General features: G+C 59.2%; 15 protein-coding genes and 1 pseudogene. 13 read left to right on the forward strand and 3 right to left on the reverse strand.

What is annotated here, in order from left to right; all coding sequences use genetic code 11:
• Positions 1 to 371: 371 nt before the first annotated feature.
• Entirely contained in the window at positions 372 to 1,580 is a 1,209-nt protein-coding gene (locus tag RBH71_RS03820; RefSeq protein ID WP_323687122.1) for an MFS transporter, read from the forward strand.
• 100 nt (positions 1,581 to 1,680) lie between these two features.
• On the opposite strand, the gene RBH71_RS03825 is transcribed toward RBH71_RS03820, so the two are convergent.
• Positions 1,681 to 2,769, reverse strand: coding sequence for a hypothetical protein (locus RBH71_RS03825; protein ID WP_112295808.1), 1,089 nt, complete (start codon positions 2,767 to 2,769; stop codon positions 1,681 to 1,683).
• Positions 2,770 to 3,116: 347 nt separating this feature from the next.
• Here RBH71_RS03825 and RBH71_RS03830 point away from each other — a divergent pair, with 347 nt between their 5' ends.
• The 7 genes from RBH71_RS03830 (at position 3,117) to RBH71_RS03860 (ending at position 10,333) form a co-directional block, all read left to right on the forward strand.
• On the forward strand, positions 3,117 to 3,554 hold the full coding sequence (locus tag RBH71_RS03830; RefSeq protein WP_323687123.1) for a hypothetical protein: 438 nt from the start codon (positions 3,117 to 3,119) through the stop codon (positions 3,552 to 3,554).
• A gap of 129 nt (positions 3,555 to 3,683) precedes the next feature.
• The gene (locus tag RBH71_RS03835; RefSeq protein WP_323687124.1) at positions 3,684 to 4,193 is read left to right on the forward strand and encodes a cytochrome P460 family protein; all 510 of its coding nucleotides are present in this window, start codon (positions 3,684 to 3,686) and stop codon (positions 4,191 to 4,193) included.
• 183 nt (positions 4,194 to 4,376) lie between these two features.
• Entirely contained in the window at positions 4,377 to 6,131 is a 1,755-nt protein-coding gene (locus RBH71_RS03840) for a cytochrome c biogenesis protein DipZ (protein ID WP_323687125.1), read from the forward strand.
• A gap of 46 nt (positions 6,132 to 6,177) precedes the next feature.
• Positions 6,178 to 6,936, forward strand: coding sequence for an alpha/beta hydrolase (locus tag RBH71_RS03845; protein ID WP_323687126.1), 759 nt, complete (start codon positions 6,178 to 6,180; stop codon positions 6,934 to 6,936).
• Positions 6,937 to 7,137: 201 nt separating this feature from the next.
• Positions 7,138 to 8,184, forward strand: coding sequence for an alpha/beta hydrolase (locus RBH71_RS03850; RefSeq protein ID WP_323687127.1), 1,047 nt, complete (start codon positions 7,138 to 7,140; stop codon positions 8,182 to 8,184).
• A gap of 95 nt (positions 8,185 to 8,279) precedes the next feature.
• Entirely contained in the window at positions 8,280 to 9,020 is a 741-nt protein-coding gene (locus RBH71_RS03855) for a response regulator (protein WP_003508322.1), read from the forward strand.
• Positions 9,017 to 10,333, forward strand: coding sequence for an ATP-binding protein (locus tag RBH71_RS03860; protein ID WP_323687128.1), 1,317 nt, complete (start codon positions 9,017 to 9,019; stop codon positions 10,331 to 10,333). Before RBH71_RS03855 ends, RBH71_RS03860 begins: the two co-directional genes overlap by 4 nt.
• A gap of 113 nt (positions 10,334 to 10,446) precedes the next feature.
• Here the strand turns inward: RBH71_RS03860 and RBH71_RS03865 are convergent.
• Together RBH71_RS03865 and RBH71_RS03870 are read right to left on the reverse strand one after the other, a co-directional pair.
• Positions 10,447 to 10,569, reverse strand: a pseudogene (locus RBH71_RS03865) (type II toxin-antitoxin system VapC family toxin); the annotation flags it as partial.
• Entirely contained in the window at positions 10,566 to 10,814 is a 249-nt protein-coding gene (locus RBH71_RS03870; protein WP_323687129.1) for a type II toxin-antitoxin system VapB family antitoxin, read from the reverse strand. The gene RBH71_RS03870 and the pseudogene RBH71_RS03865, both read right to left, overlap by 4 nt.
• A 579-nt stretch (positions 10,815 to 11,393) precedes the next feature.
• Here RBH71_RS03870 and RBH71_RS03875 point away from each other — a divergent pair.
• From RBH71_RS03875 to RBH71_RS03895, 5 genes are all read left to right on the forward strand, one after another.
• Complete coding sequence (locus RBH71_RS03875) at positions 11,394 to 11,810, forward strand: organic hydroperoxide resistance protein (protein ID WP_003519224.1); 417 nt, start codon at positions 11,394 to 11,396, stop codon at positions 11,808 to 11,810.
• Positions 11,811 to 12,246: 436 nt separating this feature from the next.
• Positions 12,247 to 13,056 carry a cyclase family protein gene (locus RBH71_RS03880; protein ID WP_323687130.1) on the forward strand — a complete coding sequence of 270 codons (810 nt, stop codon included), beginning with the start codon at positions 12,247 to 12,249 and terminating at the stop codon, positions 13,054 to 13,056.
• A gap of 753 nt (positions 13,057 to 13,809) precedes the next feature.
• Positions 13,810 to 15,687, forward strand: coding sequence for a TRAP transporter large permease subunit (locus tag RBH71_RS03885; RefSeq protein ID WP_323687131.1), 1,878 nt, complete (start codon positions 13,810 to 13,812; stop codon positions 15,685 to 15,687).
• 65 nt (positions 15,688 to 15,752) lie between these two features.
• A complete protein-coding gene (locus RBH71_RS03890; RefSeq protein ID WP_323687132.1) occupies positions 15,753 to 16,763 on the forward strand; it encodes a TRAP transporter substrate-binding protein in 1,011 nt (336 codons plus the stop codon).
• 76 nt (positions 16,764 to 16,839) lie between these two features.
• Positions 16,840 to 17,643, forward strand: a complete 804-nt coding sequence (locus tag RBH71_RS03895; RefSeq protein ID WP_194288223.1) for an SDR family NAD(P)-dependent oxidoreductase — start codon at positions 16,840 to 16,842, stop codon at positions 17,641 to 17,643.
• The last annotated feature ends 1 nt before the right edge of the window (position 17,644 follow it).

Raw genomic sequence — 17,644 nt, forward strand, 5'->3', positions numbered from 1 at the left:
GACAGATTCGCAGTAAATTTATATCGATATATTCGTTATTTATACTAATCTATACTTAAAGAAGTCTTACGGACGAGCTCCCGATCAACCAAACGCCCGCGCGTTGGGGACGCGCAGGTGGCAATTGTCGCCGGCCCTGCGGGCGAAGAAATCCATCCGGATCAATATGGCCGCATCAAGCTGTGGTTCCCTTTGGGATCGCAACGCAAAGAAGGATGGCACGGACAAGTGGGATAATCCGGCCCGCACAATGCGCAAGAACGATTGTGCAACGCACAAATTTCGGAGGAATGGTTATGAAATTCGGATTTTTAGATACATATCATCCGAAAAAATTGGGTTAAAACTCTCCCAACTCAAGGAGAGACACCATGACGGACACGACATCAGAATTTGATGGGTCAACGATTGGCCTGGAGGCCGCAGAGGAACCCGCATGGACCGCCGCAACCTGGTTTGCGGTTCTTTCGATGGCGGCCACCAGTTTTGCGCTGGTATCGGCCGAGTTTCTGCCAGCGGGATTGTTGACGCCCATGGCGCGCGATCTCGGCATTACAGAGGGTACGGCGGGACAGGTCGTCACGGCGACCGCTTCCGTGGGCGCTGTAACGGCTTTACTGAGCAATGTTCTAATCGGCAAACTGAACCGCAAGACCGTGCTTGTCGGTCTTAGCGCGCTGGCGATTGGCTCCAACATTCTTGCATCAGTTGCTGCAGATTTCTGGCTATTGCTGGTCGGCCGGGCCGGACTGGGTATTGCGCTCAGCGGTTTCTGGGCACTTTCGGTTGCCGTTGTGGCGCGGCTCGTTGGCGCGAATTCGACCGGGCGCGGCATGGCTATCGTCACACTCGGCGTTTCACTCGCCACCATAGCGGCTCCCTCCATGGGCGCCTTGATCAGCGACTGGGTGGGGTGGCGCATTGCCATGTCGATGACGGCGGGGCTTGCCGTCATTGCCATGCTGCTGCAAATATTCAGCCTGCCCTCGCTGCCGGCAAGTACAAGCAACAGTCTTTCCGATGTTTTCCGCCTGACGCGGCGGCGCAGCGTTCAGCTGGGGATGCTGGCAATCCTATTGCTGATGACGGGGCATTTTGCCGGTTCGGTCTATGTACGTCCCTTCCTCGAACAGGTGACGCTGCTTGAGACCACGCCGATTGCTCTCGCCCTGCTCGGCTTTGGCGTTGCTTCCGTGATCGGCAACGTGCTGGGTGGCCGCATGGCGGACACCAGTATCCGCCTCGCACTCATCGTTACCGCCGCCCTGATGGCATTTGCAACAATCGCCCTCGTCCTATGGGGTGTTCATAGCAGCGCCGCATTCGCGCTCGTCGCGCTCTGGGGCCTTGCCTTTGGCATGGCGCCCGTGGTGCTGCCGACCAACCTTTCCCGCGGCGCACCCGATGCTCTGGAAGCTGCCGGCAGCCTGATGGTTGTTTCTTTCCAGGTGGCTATCAGTATCGGGGCTGTTGTCGGCGGCTATATCGTGGATTCCTACGGTGCCACTGCGCCGCTGGCGCTGACCGCGATCCTGGCTGGATCCACGGTCGCACTTGCCTTGTTACAGCGTCGCGATTGACCCTGTCCGTGACGGCAGATGCCTAAAACGAAAGTCCCGCCCGGAATTTGGTCCGGGCGGGACATTTGTGAAAAGCCGATTTTTCTTGCCGTCGCTCTGGTTACTTGCGGTATGAAAGACCACCCCAGATACGGCCTTCGTCTCTGTGTCGGCCACCGTGTACTGCGCCGATATAAGCAGCGGCAGCGGAAACGAGTGCGGAAGCGGCCAGCAGGAACGCGGTCAGAATGCCTGCGACGCGCGCTTTTTCTGCAGCATCCGCAGCCTTGGTCTTGGCATCGTCCAACGCCTTCTGTGCCTCAGCCTTCAGGGTTTCGACCTGCTTCTGCGCTTCATCGACCTTCTTCTGCGCTTCCGCCCTTACGGCCTGCACGCGTTCAACCGTCTGATTTACGCGCGTTTGCGCATCCGTCTGGCTGATGTTTGTACGGGCAGCGACCTGGTTGGCGAGCCATGTCTTGTCGGCATCGGATATCTCACCGGTTGCAAGAAGATTGCCGAGGATGCCGCTGATCTGGCGCTGATAATCGCCGGCGCTCTGGTCACCCGTCAGAGGGGCGGCGGGCGCATCGGTTCTCAAAAGACTATCCGTGAAATAGTCGATTGGATTGGCTTTCAGGCCCTGCGGAAGCATTTGTTCGATGCTGGGTGCTGCAGCCTGACCGGCGCCTTGCGCCAGACCACCTGCTGCACTGCCAGCGCCGGAAATGATGCCGCCCGCAAGTTGGCCAGCACCCTGAACGGCGCCACCGACAGCCGAACCCGTTGCCTCAACCGCGGTCTGCGCCACGCTGCCGACAGCCTTGGCGCCACCGGACAGAACGCCGAGCGCTAGAAACGCCGAGACGACCGTGCCGAGACCCCATACGACCAAGCCATTCACACCGTCGCGGACGGTCAATTCGTTCCTGTCGGCAGCGCCGGCAGGCCGACGCATGCGGCCGGCAATATAGCCACCCAGCATGTAGGAGCCGACCATGGAAATGATGACGAAGAGCGCGGTTATGATGAGCCAGACTGTGCTGACCTCGCCACCATTGTCCGCCGAGATAGAGCTGAGGCCCAAGCCGCCCGCGAATGCGGTGAGGATGGCCATGGCGCCCGAGGAAATTACGGCACCGGCGAAAATCGCTGGCCAGTCCACATAGCTGCGGTTTGGATTCGTTTCGATACCCGTTGGATCAACCATCAGCGTAGCCCCAACAATGAGAGGATGAACAGGACGACGACGACGAGGCCGACTAGATAGATGATGGAATTCATGCGATCTCCTCCGAATGGACGATCAATCCTCCGCGTAGCGGCGATTATATGCAGTGAGACATGCGAGCTGATTGCTCCTTCACCAAACTCGCCGCGCTCCAAAAAGTTTCACGACTTCTCGTTGCTTCGGAATGATTTTGCGCAATACCGCCGGCGAGGTGACGAAAGAAATGTGCTCGTGGTCGGCAAAGAGAGGTCGCCGAACGCAGGCAAGCAGCATGACCAGCCAGACACAAGCCACCCGAACCAGATTGCGACCGAAGGAGATATACCATGTCTGCAATCGATCGAATTGGCTCCACCGCCTCGCTTTACATACGCCCGCGGCCACAGGACGTTTCCCAGGCCGTGCCCGATCCCACACCCGAACGGTCGGCATCGTTGATCGGAGGGGGCGCCGCGCCTTCGCTCTCCTCCAATCTTGCCAACGCACTCTGGTCACTCCGGGGGCAGGAGGGCGGAATAGAAGAGACCCCGCTTGAGGGCGGCGGAACAGGCTCCGATGAGGCCGAGCTTAGCCGCTGGGCAAATATGAGTCTTGGTGAGAAAATCCGGGCCCAATATCTGGAGGCGCGGGGATTGTCCGAAAGCGACCTTGCCGCCATGCCACCCGACGAAAGGAAGGCAATAGAGGACGAGATCCAGAAGGCAATAAGGGTCGCGATGGAGGCTCCAAAAGACGATGACGTGAGCGTGCTCGCCGGCCTTTAAGCGTGACATGCCCCCGGGGGCACTGCGCAGCGCTACGATTTGATACATAAATGCGGGTTTCAGGAAACATGCCGGATACCTGCGGGGCAGATCATTGCCTGATCTATTTCGGATCAGGCAGGATTTCCCATGAAGAGGCAGATTTTCTTCGCCGTCGCCCTATCGGGTGCGGCAGCAGGTTTTGGAACCGTTTATTCGCGCTCAGCGGACACGCCGCCGGAACTTGCTTCTCCCATCTATGGTGTCACGCTTCCTGAAGGATATCGTGACTGGAAGTTCATCGCGCCCGCGCAGGAAGCGCCGCCGCTTGACGAGCTTCGCGCTGTTCTGGCAAACGATATCGCCGTCGACGCCTACAAGAGCGGAACCCTGCCCTTCCCCGACGGCTCGATACTGGTGAAGCTCGCCTATAAACGGCAGCAATCCACGGAGTTTCCGCCGGCCACGGTTCCGGGCGCGGCGACCACTGTGCAGGTGATGGTGAAAGACTCCAGGAAATATGCCGCCAGCCACGGCTGGGGCTTCGGGCGGTTTGTCAACGGCAAGCCGGTGGACGCCGCCCAGCATGAGACGTGCCTCTCCTGCCACGAGGGCAACGTCAAGGACCATGATTTCGTCTTCACGCGATATGCACCGTAACCGATGCCGGGGCTCGGGCGATTTCGCCTTCGCGACTGTTCGCGGAAAGGCGGCCTCTACACTCGATTACAATTTCACCTAAGCCCCGACACATCAGGGATACGTGAGGCCGGGAAATTGGTGCCATCACCGGGTCGCCTTCGCCGCCCGGAGCCCCGAACTCCTGCCTGAAAGGACAAGATGATGACGTTTCTGGTCATTGCCTATCTCGGAGGGGCGCTGACAATTCTCAGCCCCTGTATCCTGCCCATCCTTCCCTTCGTATTTGCGCGGGCGGGGCAACCCTTCCTGCGCAGCACGCTGCCCCTGCTTACTGGAATGGCGGCAACCTTTTGCGCCGTCGCGACGCTTGCCGCTGTTGGCGGGAGCTGGGCAATCAGCGCCAATGAATATGGTCGGCTCGTGGCGCTTGCGCTGCTTGCGATCTTCGGTGTCGGCCTGATTTCGCCCCGCGCGGCCAGCATCATCACCCGCCCGGTCGTCGAACTCGGCAACCGGCTCGCCAATGCCGCCGGCAAGCCCGGGTCAGTACCGACGATTGCGGGCTCGCTGATACTCGGCATCGCCACCGGCCTTTTATGGGCACCCTGCGCGGGACCAATCCTCGGGCTTGTGCTGACGGGGGCGGCCCTGAAGGGGGCCAATCTGGAAACGAGCCTGCTGCTTGCCGCCTACGCCGCCGGGGCAGCGACATCCCTTGCCGTTGCCATCCTCGTCGGCGGCCGGGTATTTGCGGTTATGAAGCGGTCTCTGGGTTTCAGCGAGCGGATTCGCCAGGCGCTTGGCGCGGCGGTGCTTGCCGGCGTCACGGTCATCGCACTCGGGCTGGATACGGGTGTCCTGTCGCAGATTTCCTATGCGAGCACGGCATCCTTCGAACAGCAGGTGCTCGACCGGCTCCACACCGCCAAAGCGCCTAAAGCGGCGACCGCGGCAAGCGCCAGCGCCAGCGCTGCTGCCGCCCGGTCAGAGCTGCGGGTTGAGGGCAAGGCTCCATCCCTCGACGGCGCTGTCGAGTGGTTCAATTCCCCACCGCTCACGCGCGAACAATTGCGTGGCAAGGTCGTCCTCGTCGACTTCTGGACCTATTCCTGCATCAACTGCATCCGCACCATTCCTTACGTGCGCGCCTGGGCGGACAAATACCGGGATCAGGGCCTCGTCGTCATCGGTGTCCACGCCCCCGAATTCGCCTTTGAAAAGAAAATCGACAATGTCAGGAAGGCCGTCGCCGGCTTCAAGATCGATTACCCGGTGGCAATCGACAATGATTACAAGATTTGGCGCGCCTTTGAGAACAGCTATTGGCCGGCGCATTACCTGATCGATGCCAAGGGCCAGATCCGCTACCACCATTTCGGCGAAGGCGATTATCGGCAGACCGAAGAGGCGATCCAGGACCTGCTGCGCGAGGCCGGCAGCAGCGCCTCAGCCAGCGCACCGGTGAGCCCGGAGGCGACAGGAGCCGAAGCCGTTGCGGATATCGCGCACATGCGCTCGGGCGAAACCTATATTGGGTACCGGCAGGCTCGAAGCTTCGCATCCAACGAGGCGATGCGTGCAGACACGGCGCGCAACTACTCCGTCACGACGCCTTCCCTTAACGAATGGGGACTTTCCGGTACCTGGACGGTTGGCGCGGAAGCGGCCACACTTGATGCGGCTGATGGCGGCATCACTTATCGCTTCAGCGCCCGTGACCTGCATCTGGTCCTTGGGCCGGCAAGCGCCGGAAAACCGGTTCGTTTCCAGGTCACCATCGACGGGCATCCGCCGGGCGCAGATCACGGCGCCGACACGGATGCCGAGGGCAACGGCGTTGTTACCTCAACTCGTCTTTACCAGCTCGTCCGCCAGCCCGGCACCGTTGAAGCGAGAACCTTTGCCATCCGCTTCCTCGACCCCGGCGTGCAGGCCTATGCCTTCACGTTCGGCTGAACCTGCATTTTCGTTCCCTTTCACATTAAACCAGAGGAAAAACTTGATGCACCGTCGTCTCATGCCAAAATTCGCGATTGCCATCGCAACCGCACTGATCGCTTTTGCCTCACATGCGGCAGAGGTGAAGAATGTCGTCATAGTCCATGGCGCGCTGGCCGATGGTTCGTCCTGGCGCCGGACGACAGAGATCCTTCAAAGTCGCGGTTTTAACGTCACGATCGTGCAGGAGCCTATCACCTCTCTTGTCGATGACGTGGCGGCCACCAACCGTGTCCTCGATCTCCAGCAGGGCCCCAGCCTGCTTGTCGGGCACAGCTACGGCGGCATGGTGATCTCGGAAGCGGGTAACCGGCCGGATGCGGCCGGGCTGGTCTATGTCGCGGCCTTCCAGCCGGAGAAGGGAGAGAGCCTTCTCGACCTCGCCGGCTCCAAACCGCCGGCCGGCAACGGCATCAAGCCGACGAAGGATGGCGCGTTCCTTTATCTCGATCCCGCCGTCTTTGGACAAGATTTCGCCGGCGATCTGCCACGTGAGGACGCGGCCTTGATGGCAAGAAGTCAGGTCTTCGCCGCCAAGGCCGCCTTTGCCGCCAAGGCCGGCGAACCCGCCTGGAAAACCAAAAAAAGCTGGTCGATTGTCGCAACGCAGGACCGGTCAATCAACCCCGATCTCGAGCGTGACATGGCCAAGCGCGCCGGCAGTGCGGTGACCGAGATTGCGGCAAGCCATGCGGTCTTTGCCTCCCAGCCCGATAAGGTTGCAGACGTCATCGAACAGGCCGCCCGGCAATCCTCAAAGTAAGCGCACCTCCGTAAGATCAAATGCAGCCGCCCCGGATGTCGGGGCGGCTGATTGCGTTGGAAGGGCGAGCCAAATGTATCAGTCTGTATCCGGAATGCACCCTGCTACAAAACCATTCACATTCGCCTCCCTCGGGACACATCGACGATACACGCACCCCGTTACCTGTCCGGCATCCAACACGGACAGGAGAGACAGCAAATGACTTCCGAGATCAATTTCCAGCGCCGCCGCTTCTTCGGCATTGCCGCAATGACGGTTGCCGCCGTCGAATTCGGCGCCACAGGCCTTGCTCATGCCAAGGGCGAAGCGCCTGCGCCTCAGCCGTCAACCGGACGCGACGGAGCGACCTCCTTTGGCGCCCTTAAGCATGTTGAAGCGGGTGTACTCAGCGTCGGTTACGCAGAAGCTGGCCCCGCAGACGGTCCGGTCGTGCTGCTGCTGCACGGATGGCCTTATGACATCTACAGCTATGTTGATGTCGCGCCCATCCTTGCATCGGCTGGATATCGGGTACTCATCCCCTATCTGCGCGGATATGGCACGACCCGTTTTCTCTCGGACGACACGGCACGCAACGGACAGCAGGCGGCGCTTGCGGTTGACATGATTGCCTTTCTCGACGCACTCGGCGTCAAACAGGCCGTCGTGGCCGGTTATGACTGGGGCGCTCGCACCGCCGACATCATGGCCGCACTCTGGCCCGAGCGTTGCAGCGGGCTCGTGTCGGTCAGCGGCTATCTCATCGGCAGTCAGGAAATCAATAGAAAGCCGCTTCCGCCCAAGGCGGAACTTTCGTGGTGGTATCAGTTCTATTTCGCGACGGAACGCGGCCGTGCGGGTTACGCAGCGAACACCCGCGACTTCGTGCGCCTAATCTGGCAGACGGCATCTCCGACCTGGAAATTCAGTGGCGAGACCTTCAATCGTTCGGCCCCCGCATTCGACAATCCCGACCATGTGGCCATCACCATCCATAACTACCGCTGGCGGTTGGCACTGGCAGAGGGGGAAGCCAAGTACGATAATTACGAGCGCCAGCTTGCGAAACTTCCCGTTATCACCGTGCCGACGATAACGCTGGAAGGCGACGCCAACGGCGCTCCGCATCCGGACCCTTCCGCCTACGCATCGAAGTTTTCCGGCAAGTACCAGCATCGCAACATCAGCGGCGGCATCGGCCATAACCTGCCTCAGGAAGCACCCGAGGCTTTTGCTAGGGCTGTTCTGGACGTCGCAAAGCTTTAAACTTGCCGAAGCTCGCGAACCGTTGTCTTACTGCATGTGACAGCGGGGCGCGCGGTAGCGGGCCGCTCGAACCGTCCGGACGACGAAGGCATCCAATGGACCATATCGACCATATTCTCGTCGTGGACGACGACAGGGAAATCCGGGAGCTGGTCTCCAGCTACCTGAAGAAGAACGGCCTGCGTACGAGCGTGGCGGCCGATGGACGGCAGATGAGAAGTTTTCTCGACGGCAATACCGTCGATCTCATCGTGCTCGACGTGATGATGCCTGGCGATGACGGGCTGGTTCTATGCCGTGAGCTGCGGGCGGGGAAACACAAAGCCACGCCGGTGCTGATGCTGACCGCCCGGGATGACGAGATGGATCGCATTATCGGGCTAGAAATGGGCGCCGACGACTATCTGTCGAAGCCCTTCGCTGCCCGCGAACTTCTTGCGCGGATCAAGGCCATCCTGCGCCGCACGCGGATGCTGCCTCCCAATCTGCAGATCAGCGAGGCCGGGCAGCTCCTGACCTTTGGTGAGTGGCGCCTCGACACGGTGGGCCGTCACCTGCTCGACAGGGAGGGCACGACCGTGGCCTTGAGCGGCGCTGAATACCGGCTCCTCAGGGTCTTCATCGATCATCCCCAGCGCGTCCTCAACCGGGACCAGCTGTTAAATCTCACTCAGGGCCGCGACGCCGAACTTTTCGACCGGTCGATCGATCTTCTCGTGAGCCGCGTGCGCCAAAGGCTGGGGGATGACGCGCGCGAACCCGTCTACATCAAGACGGTGCGGGCGGAAGGCTATGTCTTTGCGGTGCCCGTGGAGATTTCGGAGCCGAGGATATGAATGGCCCACGCCTGCTCGCCGGCTGGTGGCCGCGCTCGTTGCGGTCCAGACTTTTCATCATCCTGTTTGCGGGCCTCGCCATTGCCTACGGTCTGTCGTTCAGCATCCTCTTTGCCGAACGATATATGTCGGCAAAGGCGGTCATGCTCGGCACCCTTGAGCAGGATCTGGCTGTATCGATCGCCATAATCGACCGCCTGCCTGCGGAAGAGCGGGCGCAATGGGTCCATCGCCTGAGCCGCAGCAATTATCAACTCGTCCTCGGCCCGGGTGTTCCAGGTGTTTCCGACATGTCTGGCCGCGGCGCTGAAATTGCGCAGAGGATCGAGGAGGCCGCAGGACACCGTTTCCCCGTCAAGGTCGAGTCCATTCCCGGCGACGGCAAGCGGCTTCAGGCGCATCTGACGCTATCGGACGGCTCACCCCTGACAATTGACGTGACGCCGCGCGGCGTGATGCCGCTGGCGGAGTGGCTGCCTTATGTCTTCGCCGCGCAGATGGCGCTTCTTGTTCTGTGCACCTGGTTTGCAGTGCGACAGACGACCAGACCGCTCAGCGCGCTGGCTGCGGCAGCCGAAGCGTTGGATCCGGGGGATAACGGGTTGCCGATGAGTGAGAGCGGCCCAAGCGAAGTTGTCCACGCCGCCCGCGCCTTCAACGCGATGCGCGATCGCGTCGCCCAATATCTCGAGGAGCGGGTCCAGATTCTTGCGGCGATTTCGCACGACCTGCAGACGCCCATCACCCGGATGCGGTTGCGGGCCGACATGGCAGACGATACGCCGGAAAAGGAAAAGCTGGTCAGTGACCTGCATGAAATCGAACGTCTAGTACAGGATGGTATCGCTTATGCACGCAGCGCTCATGGCAATGGCGAGAAATCCTCACGTATCGATCTGGCCTCTTTCATAGACAGCCTAGCCTACGACTATCAGGATACCGGAAAAGCAGTCACGGTTGACGGTATGGTGCGCGGCACAGTATCGACAAAGCCACATGCCCTGCGAAGAATCCTAACGAACTTGATAGATAACGCACTCAAATTCGGGGGCAGTGCGGAAATCAAGGTCGACCGGCGCACTGACGGCACCGTGGTCATCACGGTGCTCGATCGTGGGCCGGGCATCCCCGACGAGATGCTGCAAAATGCCATGCAGCCCTTTTTCCGGATTGAAACATCGAGAAACCGCGACACCGGCGGAACAGGACTCGGACTTGCGATCGCGCAGCAGCTCGCCGGAACAATCGGCGGCTCGGTGCGCCTCTATAACAGGCAAGGCGGCGGGCTTGCAGCCGAGGTGGCTTTTGCCTGAGAGGGACGCAGATCAACGATAAGTATCCCTTATCATTTGATCAGCACTGGCTCCGGAACAACGACGGCTTGGGCCCTAGTTGAAGCAAGCACTTCGCCAGATGGTCTGCGCCTCTCAGCAACTGCAACCGTCGGCAATGCCGATTCGGCGTTGTGACGAACCAGCCATGCCATGACCGCAGAATCGGCAGCTTTCCTCGAAGTCTGCGACATCAAATTCGTGTCGAGAAAAATCAAAGCTCGACGCCTTTATGAGCGCGTCTGTTTTCATCGATGATACTGTCGAAATCGATATCCGTACCCGACTGCGATGAAAGACGACTATAGAATTTCGCAGCCGGTTCACGTCCTGCCTCACGAGCCTCATAGGTTTCGAGCGCGCGCTCGACGATATCGGCAATCGTGCGATTTTCTTGGCGGGCGAGCTTATGGGCGAGGTCGCGCGCTTTGGAACTGCGGACGGATAGTTGCGGTGTTACCATTGAGTGCTCCTTTCTCTGGATCCACAGTAACTTAAATTGAAATGGCCATCGAGATGGCATCTGCCATCTCGATGGCTATCTAGTATTGCTGATTTGGCGCCCCGTGGTTTGGTCATCATGCATGTTCGTTCCGCGTGGAGGCCAACACATCCCCTCCCCGAACACCATACTTTAAGCAATTTCTGCCGCAGAGGGCCGCCAAAGTGCTTTTGATGCAGGTTTTGTCATGGCTTCACCGAACGCCGCATTTCGAGCCTGATGACGTTGTACTTAGCTCATACACGCTTACAACCGGTCATTTTCTCACGCATTCCTTATCTGCACAAAGCACCTGAAAAATGCGCGAAAACCATGGCAAAACGGCAAGCCGCCAATCCATCGCAGCCCCCCAAACGGGCCGCCGACCTGCCCACCGCAGAACTCCCACCAAAATATCGAAAAGGTGGCGTCTGAAGACCAGTAACAACGATACTTTTCGATACAGTTTTACAGTTTCCGGAAACATGCCGGATACGCCGATCCGGCACAAAGCTCCTATCACGAAACGCCGCAGCAGCGGCAAAATGAAAGGAACCTCCCGTGACCAAGATCGAGACTGTTCTTTATACCGGCAAGACCCACACGACCGGTGGGCGCGACGGATCTGCGCAAAGCGATGATGGAGCGCTTGGCATCAAGCTTTCCCCTCCGGGCAGCGGAAAGCCGGGCACGAATCCCGAGCAGCTCTTTGCGGCAGGCTGGTCGGCATGTTTCATCGGCGCCATGACAAAAGCGGCGGCAAAACACCAGCTCCGGCTTCCAGCCGACACCAATGTCGATGCGGAGGTTGACCTCGGCACGACGGGTGGCGAATTCTTTCTGCAGGCTCGCCTGACTGTAAGCCTGCCCGGTATCGATCGTCCAATCGCGCAGACGATAATAGACGATGCCCACCAGATCTGCCCCTATTCGAAGGCAACCAGGGGGAACATCGATGTTACGCTCATGCTCGCTTAAGCCGATGGTTTCCGCCCGCGCGCTTGTCATCGCCATCGTGTTTGCGGCGATATTTGCAGTACCATGCGTATATGACGCAACATCCGACGAGCCCTCGCCGCTTGCGGGACTTCTGGGCGCGGTTTCATCGATCTGACCTCAAGGAAACGGCTCGGCGCCCCGCCGCGGCCGTTTTCGCCAACACTTCTTCCTGCCATCCCTCTTGGTAACGCAGTCGCGTTGCGCAACGCCCTGCGGCAAGCGGACAATCTGTCCACCACCCTTTCACGATATCGGAGACCGGCCTGCCGGTGGGCAAGCGAGTACTGCCTATGGGCGGCGGGCTGCCGAAACCGCCATCTGAACACGGGTCAAAAATCAGGGAAGGTCATATCTTGCTTCACTCCATCGTTGCGCTACGGTTGCGATCAGGGATTTTCACTGGAGGGACTAGGGAATGTGCAACCATTGCGTGATCGAGAACGTGAAAAAGAACATGCTGTCGCGACGCTTGCTGTTCAAGGGCGCCGTGGCCGGTGTAGCGGCGATGACGGCTGGCAGCCTCGCGGCCCCGGTGCTTGCGCAGACACCCAGACAGGTCGTTGATCTCACACATACATATGATTCCACATTCCCTACATTCGATGGCAAACCGGGCATAGAATACGAATGGGCCGCTGAGCTCGCCAAGGACGGTTATCAGCTACACAAACTCACGATCTACGAACATACCGGAACGCATATTGATGCACCTTTCCACTTTAGCGCCGACGGGGCGAGTGTCGATCAGCTGGAACCGCAGAAACTTGTCGCGCCGCTGGTCATCATAGACATCACAGACCGCGCAAAAGAGGATGCCAATTCCACCATCGAGGCCGAAGACATCGAGCGCTGGATATCCGCAAATGGCGACATCCCGGCAGGTTCTATCGTTGCTCTGCGCTCCGGCTGGGCAACCAGAGTAAAGAGCCCCTCCTTCCGCAATGACGACGCGGGAAAATTCGCCTTCCCCGGTTTCGGCAAGTCGGCAACCGACCTTCTGCTCAAGCACGACACCGTCGCGATCGGCGTCGACACGCTTTCGCTTGATCCTGGCAACTCTGCCGATTTTGCCGTTCACAATTCCTGGCTCCCGGCAGGGCGCTACGGCATCGAAGGCCTCAACAACCTAGAGGCTTTGCCGATAAAGGGCGCGACCATCGTCGTCGGTGCGCCAGCACATCGAGGCGGAACGGGTGGTCCGGCCCGGATTCTGGCTCTGGTCTGAACGCAGCATGGCGGGGCGCCCCCGGACACAGCAACCGCTTACCTGCCGCATCAGATCAATCCGCTCAGCATCCGCCGCGGTCGCAAAGGAAAGGCTGGGCGACGCGTCGCCCCGCGCTTGACAGGAAGAATTCCAAGCGGTGACGTCGCGAAGAAGATATTTTTTTGCCGCATAACGTTAGGTCAAGAAACCACCGCGAGGGAAGGTGGAGCTAGTCGACGCCCGGATTACCGTCTAGAGGGCGCTCAGCCACACCACCGTCATTTTTCCCAGTTCGACCGCTGGTCGCCACGTCGCGGCTCTTCCCCATACCCCCCAGTTCAAGGCCAGGCAGACATGTTTTCCGGCTCTCTGTAACGCGACGCAGGCGTCCCGGATGTCTGGCTACCTGCTCTAATCGGTAGGCACGATTTGCATTGACTGGCCTTTGAACGGGGTGTCGCGCCGCAAGGCGATCATGAGGAATTAGGGCCCTCATCACGTATGATCCACTATATGGACCTTATAGATGCATAAATTAACTGCATAAATCCGTCTATTTACTGTTGATTTCATGAATTTTCCTGTGTATCCCGAATAAATGATTTTGTAACGGTCCATATTGTGGAGGCAATATCCCGATACATTCAGACCTTTGGAGGGGTCTGGCCTGTCTGGCAACAACAGCTATCCTGATGTCGCGGTCGTGGCACGGACATCCTGTTTTGCAGACATGTTCATTGCGAAGGTTGTTCTGTGGGAGAGGAGGCCCCGATGACCATGACCGCAAACGCGAATGACGACGTATTTGTACTCGATGGCGAACTGTTGCACACCGGACAGGTAACAGGCTCCTGGTTCATGCGCCCCATCGAGGCCGTGGCGGCGGTGCTGCTGGCGGTGATGATCGGCCTGCTTCTGCTGGGGGTGACGTCACGTTATGCCCTGCATCTGCCGATTGTCTGGATCGATGAAACGGCGTCCTTGTGCTTTCTGTGGTTTGCCATGCTGGGCGCGGCAATCTCCATCGATCGCAGTGAACACCTGCGCCTCACGCTGTTTCTTAACATGTTCCCGCAACGTGTTCTGGGCTATATCAATTCCCTGGCACTGGTGCTGGTGGCGACATTTCTTGCGGCAATCATCAAGCCCGCCATGGAATACGCCATCGAGGAGTGGGTGGTCACGTCAGCGGCGCTGAATATTCCGATGTCGTTTCGCGCTGCGGCGTTGCCGGTCGGCGCCTGTCTTATGCTGCTTTTGGTGCTCAACAATCTCGTCCGACGAGAAAATCTGCGCGATATCATTGCGGCCCTTGTAACGGTCGCGGTTGCCTCCGGCCTGCTCTATCTGGCATCGCCGATGCTGGAATCCCTCGGCAATTTTAATCTGGCGATCTTCCTCGGCCTGTTCGTTGCGGTATTTCTGGTGCTGGGTGTTCCGATTGCCTTCTGCTTCGGCCTTGGAACCCTCGCCTATCTGACCTTCACCACCTGGGTTCCGACCATTGTGATGATCGGACGCATGGATGAGGGCATGTCCGGCATCATTCTGTTGTCAGTGCCAGTCTTCGTGCTACTCGGCTGCGTGCTCGATGCTACCGGCATGGGCAAGGCGATTGTCGAGCTTCTGTCCTCGATGTTTGGCCACATTCGCGCGGGCATGTCCTATGTTTTGCTCGGTTCTCTGTTTCTTGTCTCCGGCATTTCCGGTTCCAAGGTTTCTGATATGGCAACCGTCGCACCGGCGCTGTTTCCGGAAATGAAGCGCCGTGGCCATAAACCCAAGGAAATGATCGCGCTTCTGGCCACCGGCGCCGCCATGGCCGATACGGTTCCGCCCTCAATCGTGCTGATCGTTCTAGGTTCGGCGGCAGGTGTGTCTATTGCCGGCCTCTTCACCTCCGGTTTCATGATTGCAATGGTACTGCTTCTGGTGCTGGCCGTTCTGGCCCGCTGGAAGGCGCGGGATGAAAACATGGAAGGCGCAAAGCGCACGCCATGGCCGCAGGTCGGCAAGGCAGCCCTGATTGCCGCACCGGCGCTCGTTCTGCCCTTCCTCATCCGCAGCCTGGTGGGCGGCGGTGTCGCCACGGCAACCGAAGTGTCCACTATTGCCGTGCTCTACGCCATGATCGTCGGCGCAGTGCTTTATGGCGGCATCAGCCTCAGGAAGCTTTATTCGATGCTGGTCGAGACGGCAGCCCTTTCAGGGGCGATCCTGCTGATCCTCGGCTGTGCATCGGCCATGGCCTGGGGGCTCACGCAGAGCGGCTTTGCTTTCCAGCTGACCGCGATGATTACCGATCTTCCGGGCGGCTGGATGACCTACATGGTCGTGTCGATCCTGATTTTCATGATCCTGGGCTGCGTCCTGGAAGGACTGCCAGCAATCGTTCTGCTCGCGCCGATCATGTTCCCGATCGCCCGCACGCTTGGCATCAATGACATCCATTATTCGATGGTCGTGGTGGTCGCCATGAATATCGGCCTGATGGCGCCGCCCATCGGTATCGGCTTTTACATCGCCTGCAAGATCGGCAACGTGTCGCCGGACGAAGCCATGGGTGCCATCTGGCCCTATCTCGCAGCCATGATCATCGGCCTGCTGCTGATTGCAGCAATCCCCGGATTTTCGACCATTCTGCTCTGAGACCGTGGCGGGTCCGCCCGCCACGCCGATGAATGATACCTGCTTTATTTTGGGAGGAGAAAGCAATGAATATCAACAGACGTACCATACTCGCCGGCGCCGGTTCCGCCGTACTGGCCACCGCCTTCGTGTCGCGCGCCCGCGCTGCCCAATACAATTATAAATATGCCAATAATCTGCCTGCGGCGCACCCGATGAACATTCGCGCCAAGGAGGCCGCCGAGCGCATCGCCAAGGAGACCGATGGGCAGGTCAATATCAGCATCTTCCCCAGCAGCCAGCTGGGTGCCGACACAGACGTTTTGAGCCAGGTGCGCTCTGGAGGCGTTGAATTCTTCACGCTTTCGCCGCTGATCCTGTCGACGCTGGTACCGAACGCCTCCATCAGTGGCATCGGTTTCGCCTTTCCGAACTACGAGTCCGTATGGGCGGCTATGGATGGCGATCTCGGTAAATATGTCCGTGGCGAAATTGCCAAGCAGAATCTCGTTGCCATGGACACCATCTGGGATAACGGCTTCCGCCAGATCACCAGCGCTTCCAAGCCCATCGCCACGCCGGCCGATCTCGAAAGCTTCAAGATCCGCGTGCCAGTGAGCCCGCTCTGGACCTCTATGTTCAAGGCGTTCAAGTCTGCCCCTGCTTCGATCAATTTCGCCGAGGTCTATACTGCGCTGCAGACCGGTGTGGTCGATGGTCAGGAAAATCCGCTGGCGATCATTTCCACCGCAAAGCTGTTCGAAGTGCAGAAATTCTGCTCGGTCACCAATCACATGTGGGACGGGTTCTGGTTCCTGGCCAACAAGCGCGCCTGGGAGCGTCTGCCGGATGACCTGCGCGCAATCGTCGCCAAAAACCTCAACCAGTCCGGCAAGGATGAACGCGCCGATGTGGCGAAGCTCAATGCCTCGGTCAAGGAAGATCTGGTTTCCAAGGGCATGACCTTCAACGACACGGATGCGACACTCTTCCGCGCCGCGCTGAAAGAGGCAGGCTTCTATTCCGAGTGGAAAGCTAAATACGGCGATGAAGCATGGGCCATTCTTGAAAAGGCCGTTGGTGCAAGCCTGACCTGACCGGTCCGTTGAGTAACTGGCCCCGCCCGTAGCGGGGCCAACCCGACTATGTCTGACGATTGGAATGGAGACTGCTTTGACAGGTCGCCTGACGGGAAAACGCGCGCTTGTGTTTGGCGCAGGATCATCGGGGCCGGGTTTTGGCAACGGCAAGGCTGCGGCCGTGCAATTTGCCCGCGAAGGCGCGCGTGTAGCCTGTGTCGATCTATCCGCTGACGCAGCTCAAGAAACGGCTGAGATCATTCGCGACGAAGGTTTGGAGGCGATTGCGGTTGCCGCCGATGTCACAGAACTACAGTCCGTATCGGCCACCGTTGCCCGCACCTGCGAGGCCTTTGGTGGCATCGATATTCTGCACAATAATGTCGGCGTGACCCATATGGGCGGGCCGGTCGAGCTGGATGAGGAAAGCTTTCGCGCCTCGGTCGATCTCAATATCGGCTCCGTTTATCGCACCGCCAAGGCTGTGTTGCCGGTAATGTTGGCGCAGGGCGGCGGGGCCATTGTCAATATCTCGTCGCTCGCCTCCATTCGCTGGACCGGCTATCCTTATTTTGCCTATTACGCCATGAAGGCAGCTGTAAATCAGGCGACCGTGGCGCTGGCCATGCAATATGCCCGGCAGGGCATTCGCGCCAATTGCATTCTTCCGGGAATGATCGACACCCCACTGATCTACAAGCAGATCAGCAATCAATATGCGTCTGTCGAGGAGATGGTGGCAGCGCGCAATGCAGCTGTCCCGGTGGGCCGCATGGGCGATGCCTTCGATATTGCCCGCGCCGCCGTTTTTCTCGCATCTGATGAGGCTAAGTTCATCACTGGCGTCTGTTTGCCGGTCGATGGCGGGCAAAGCTGTGCGGTGGGGGCGTTTTCCTGAG

The organism is Rhizobium sp. AN68, from assembly GCF_030758035.1.
Lineage (GTDB): Bacteria > Pseudomonadota > Alphaproteobacteria > Rhizobiales > Rhizobiaceae > Agrobacterium > Agrobacterium tumefaciens.

Excerpts from the sequence above, each read along its gene's own strand:
- RBH71_RS03845 (WP_323687126.1), top strand. The coding sequence starts at position 6,178 with ATGCACCGTCGTCTCATGCCAAAATTCGCGATTGCCATCGCAACCGCA.
- RBH71_RS03890 (WP_323687132.1), top strand. The coding sequence starts at position 15,753 with ATGAATATCAACAGACGTACCATACTCGCCGGCGCCGGTTCCGCCGTA.
- RBH71_RS03860 (WP_323687128.1), top strand. The coding sequence starts at position 9,017 with ATGAATGGCCCACGCCTGCTCGCCGGCTGGTGGCCGCGCTCGTTGCGG.
- RBH71_RS03855 (WP_003508322.1), top strand. The coding sequence starts at position 8,280 with ATGGACCATATCGACCATATTCTCGTCGTGGACGACGACAGGGAAATC.
- RBH71_RS03830 (WP_323687123.1), top strand. The coding sequence starts at position 3,117 with ATGTCTGCAATCGATCGAATTGGCTCCACCGCCTCGCTTTACATACGC.
- RBH71_RS03850 (WP_323687127.1), top strand. The coding sequence starts at position 7,138 with ATGACTTCCGAGATCAATTTCCAGCGCCGCCGCTTCTTCGGCATTGCC.
- RBH71_RS03825 (WP_112295808.1), bottom strand. The coding sequence starts at position 2,769 with ATGGTTGATCCAACGGGTATCGAAACGAATCCAAACCGCAGCTATGTG.
- RBH71_RS03870 (WP_323687129.1), bottom strand. The coding sequence starts at position 10,814 with ATGGTAACACCGCAACTATCCGTCCGCAGTTCCAAAGCGCGCGACCTC.
- RBH71_RS03880 (WP_323687130.1), top strand. The coding sequence starts at position 12,247 with ATGTGCAACCATTGCGTGATCGAGAACGTGAAAAAGAACATGCTGTCG.
- RBH71_RS03840 (WP_323687125.1), top strand. The coding sequence starts at position 4,377 with ATGACGTTTCTGGTCATTGCCTATCTCGGAGGGGCGCTGACAATTCTC.
- RBH71_RS03820 (WP_323687122.1), top strand. The coding sequence starts at position 372 with ATGACGGACACGACATCAGAATTTGATGGGTCAACGATTGGCCTGGAG.
- RBH71_RS03885 (WP_323687131.1), top strand. The coding sequence starts at position 13,810 with ATGACCATGACCGCAAACGCGAATGACGACGTATTTGTACTCGATGGC.
- RBH71_RS03835 (WP_323687124.1), top strand. The coding sequence starts at position 3,684 with ATGAAGAGGCAGATTTTCTTCGCCGTCGCCCTATCGGGTGCGGCAGCA.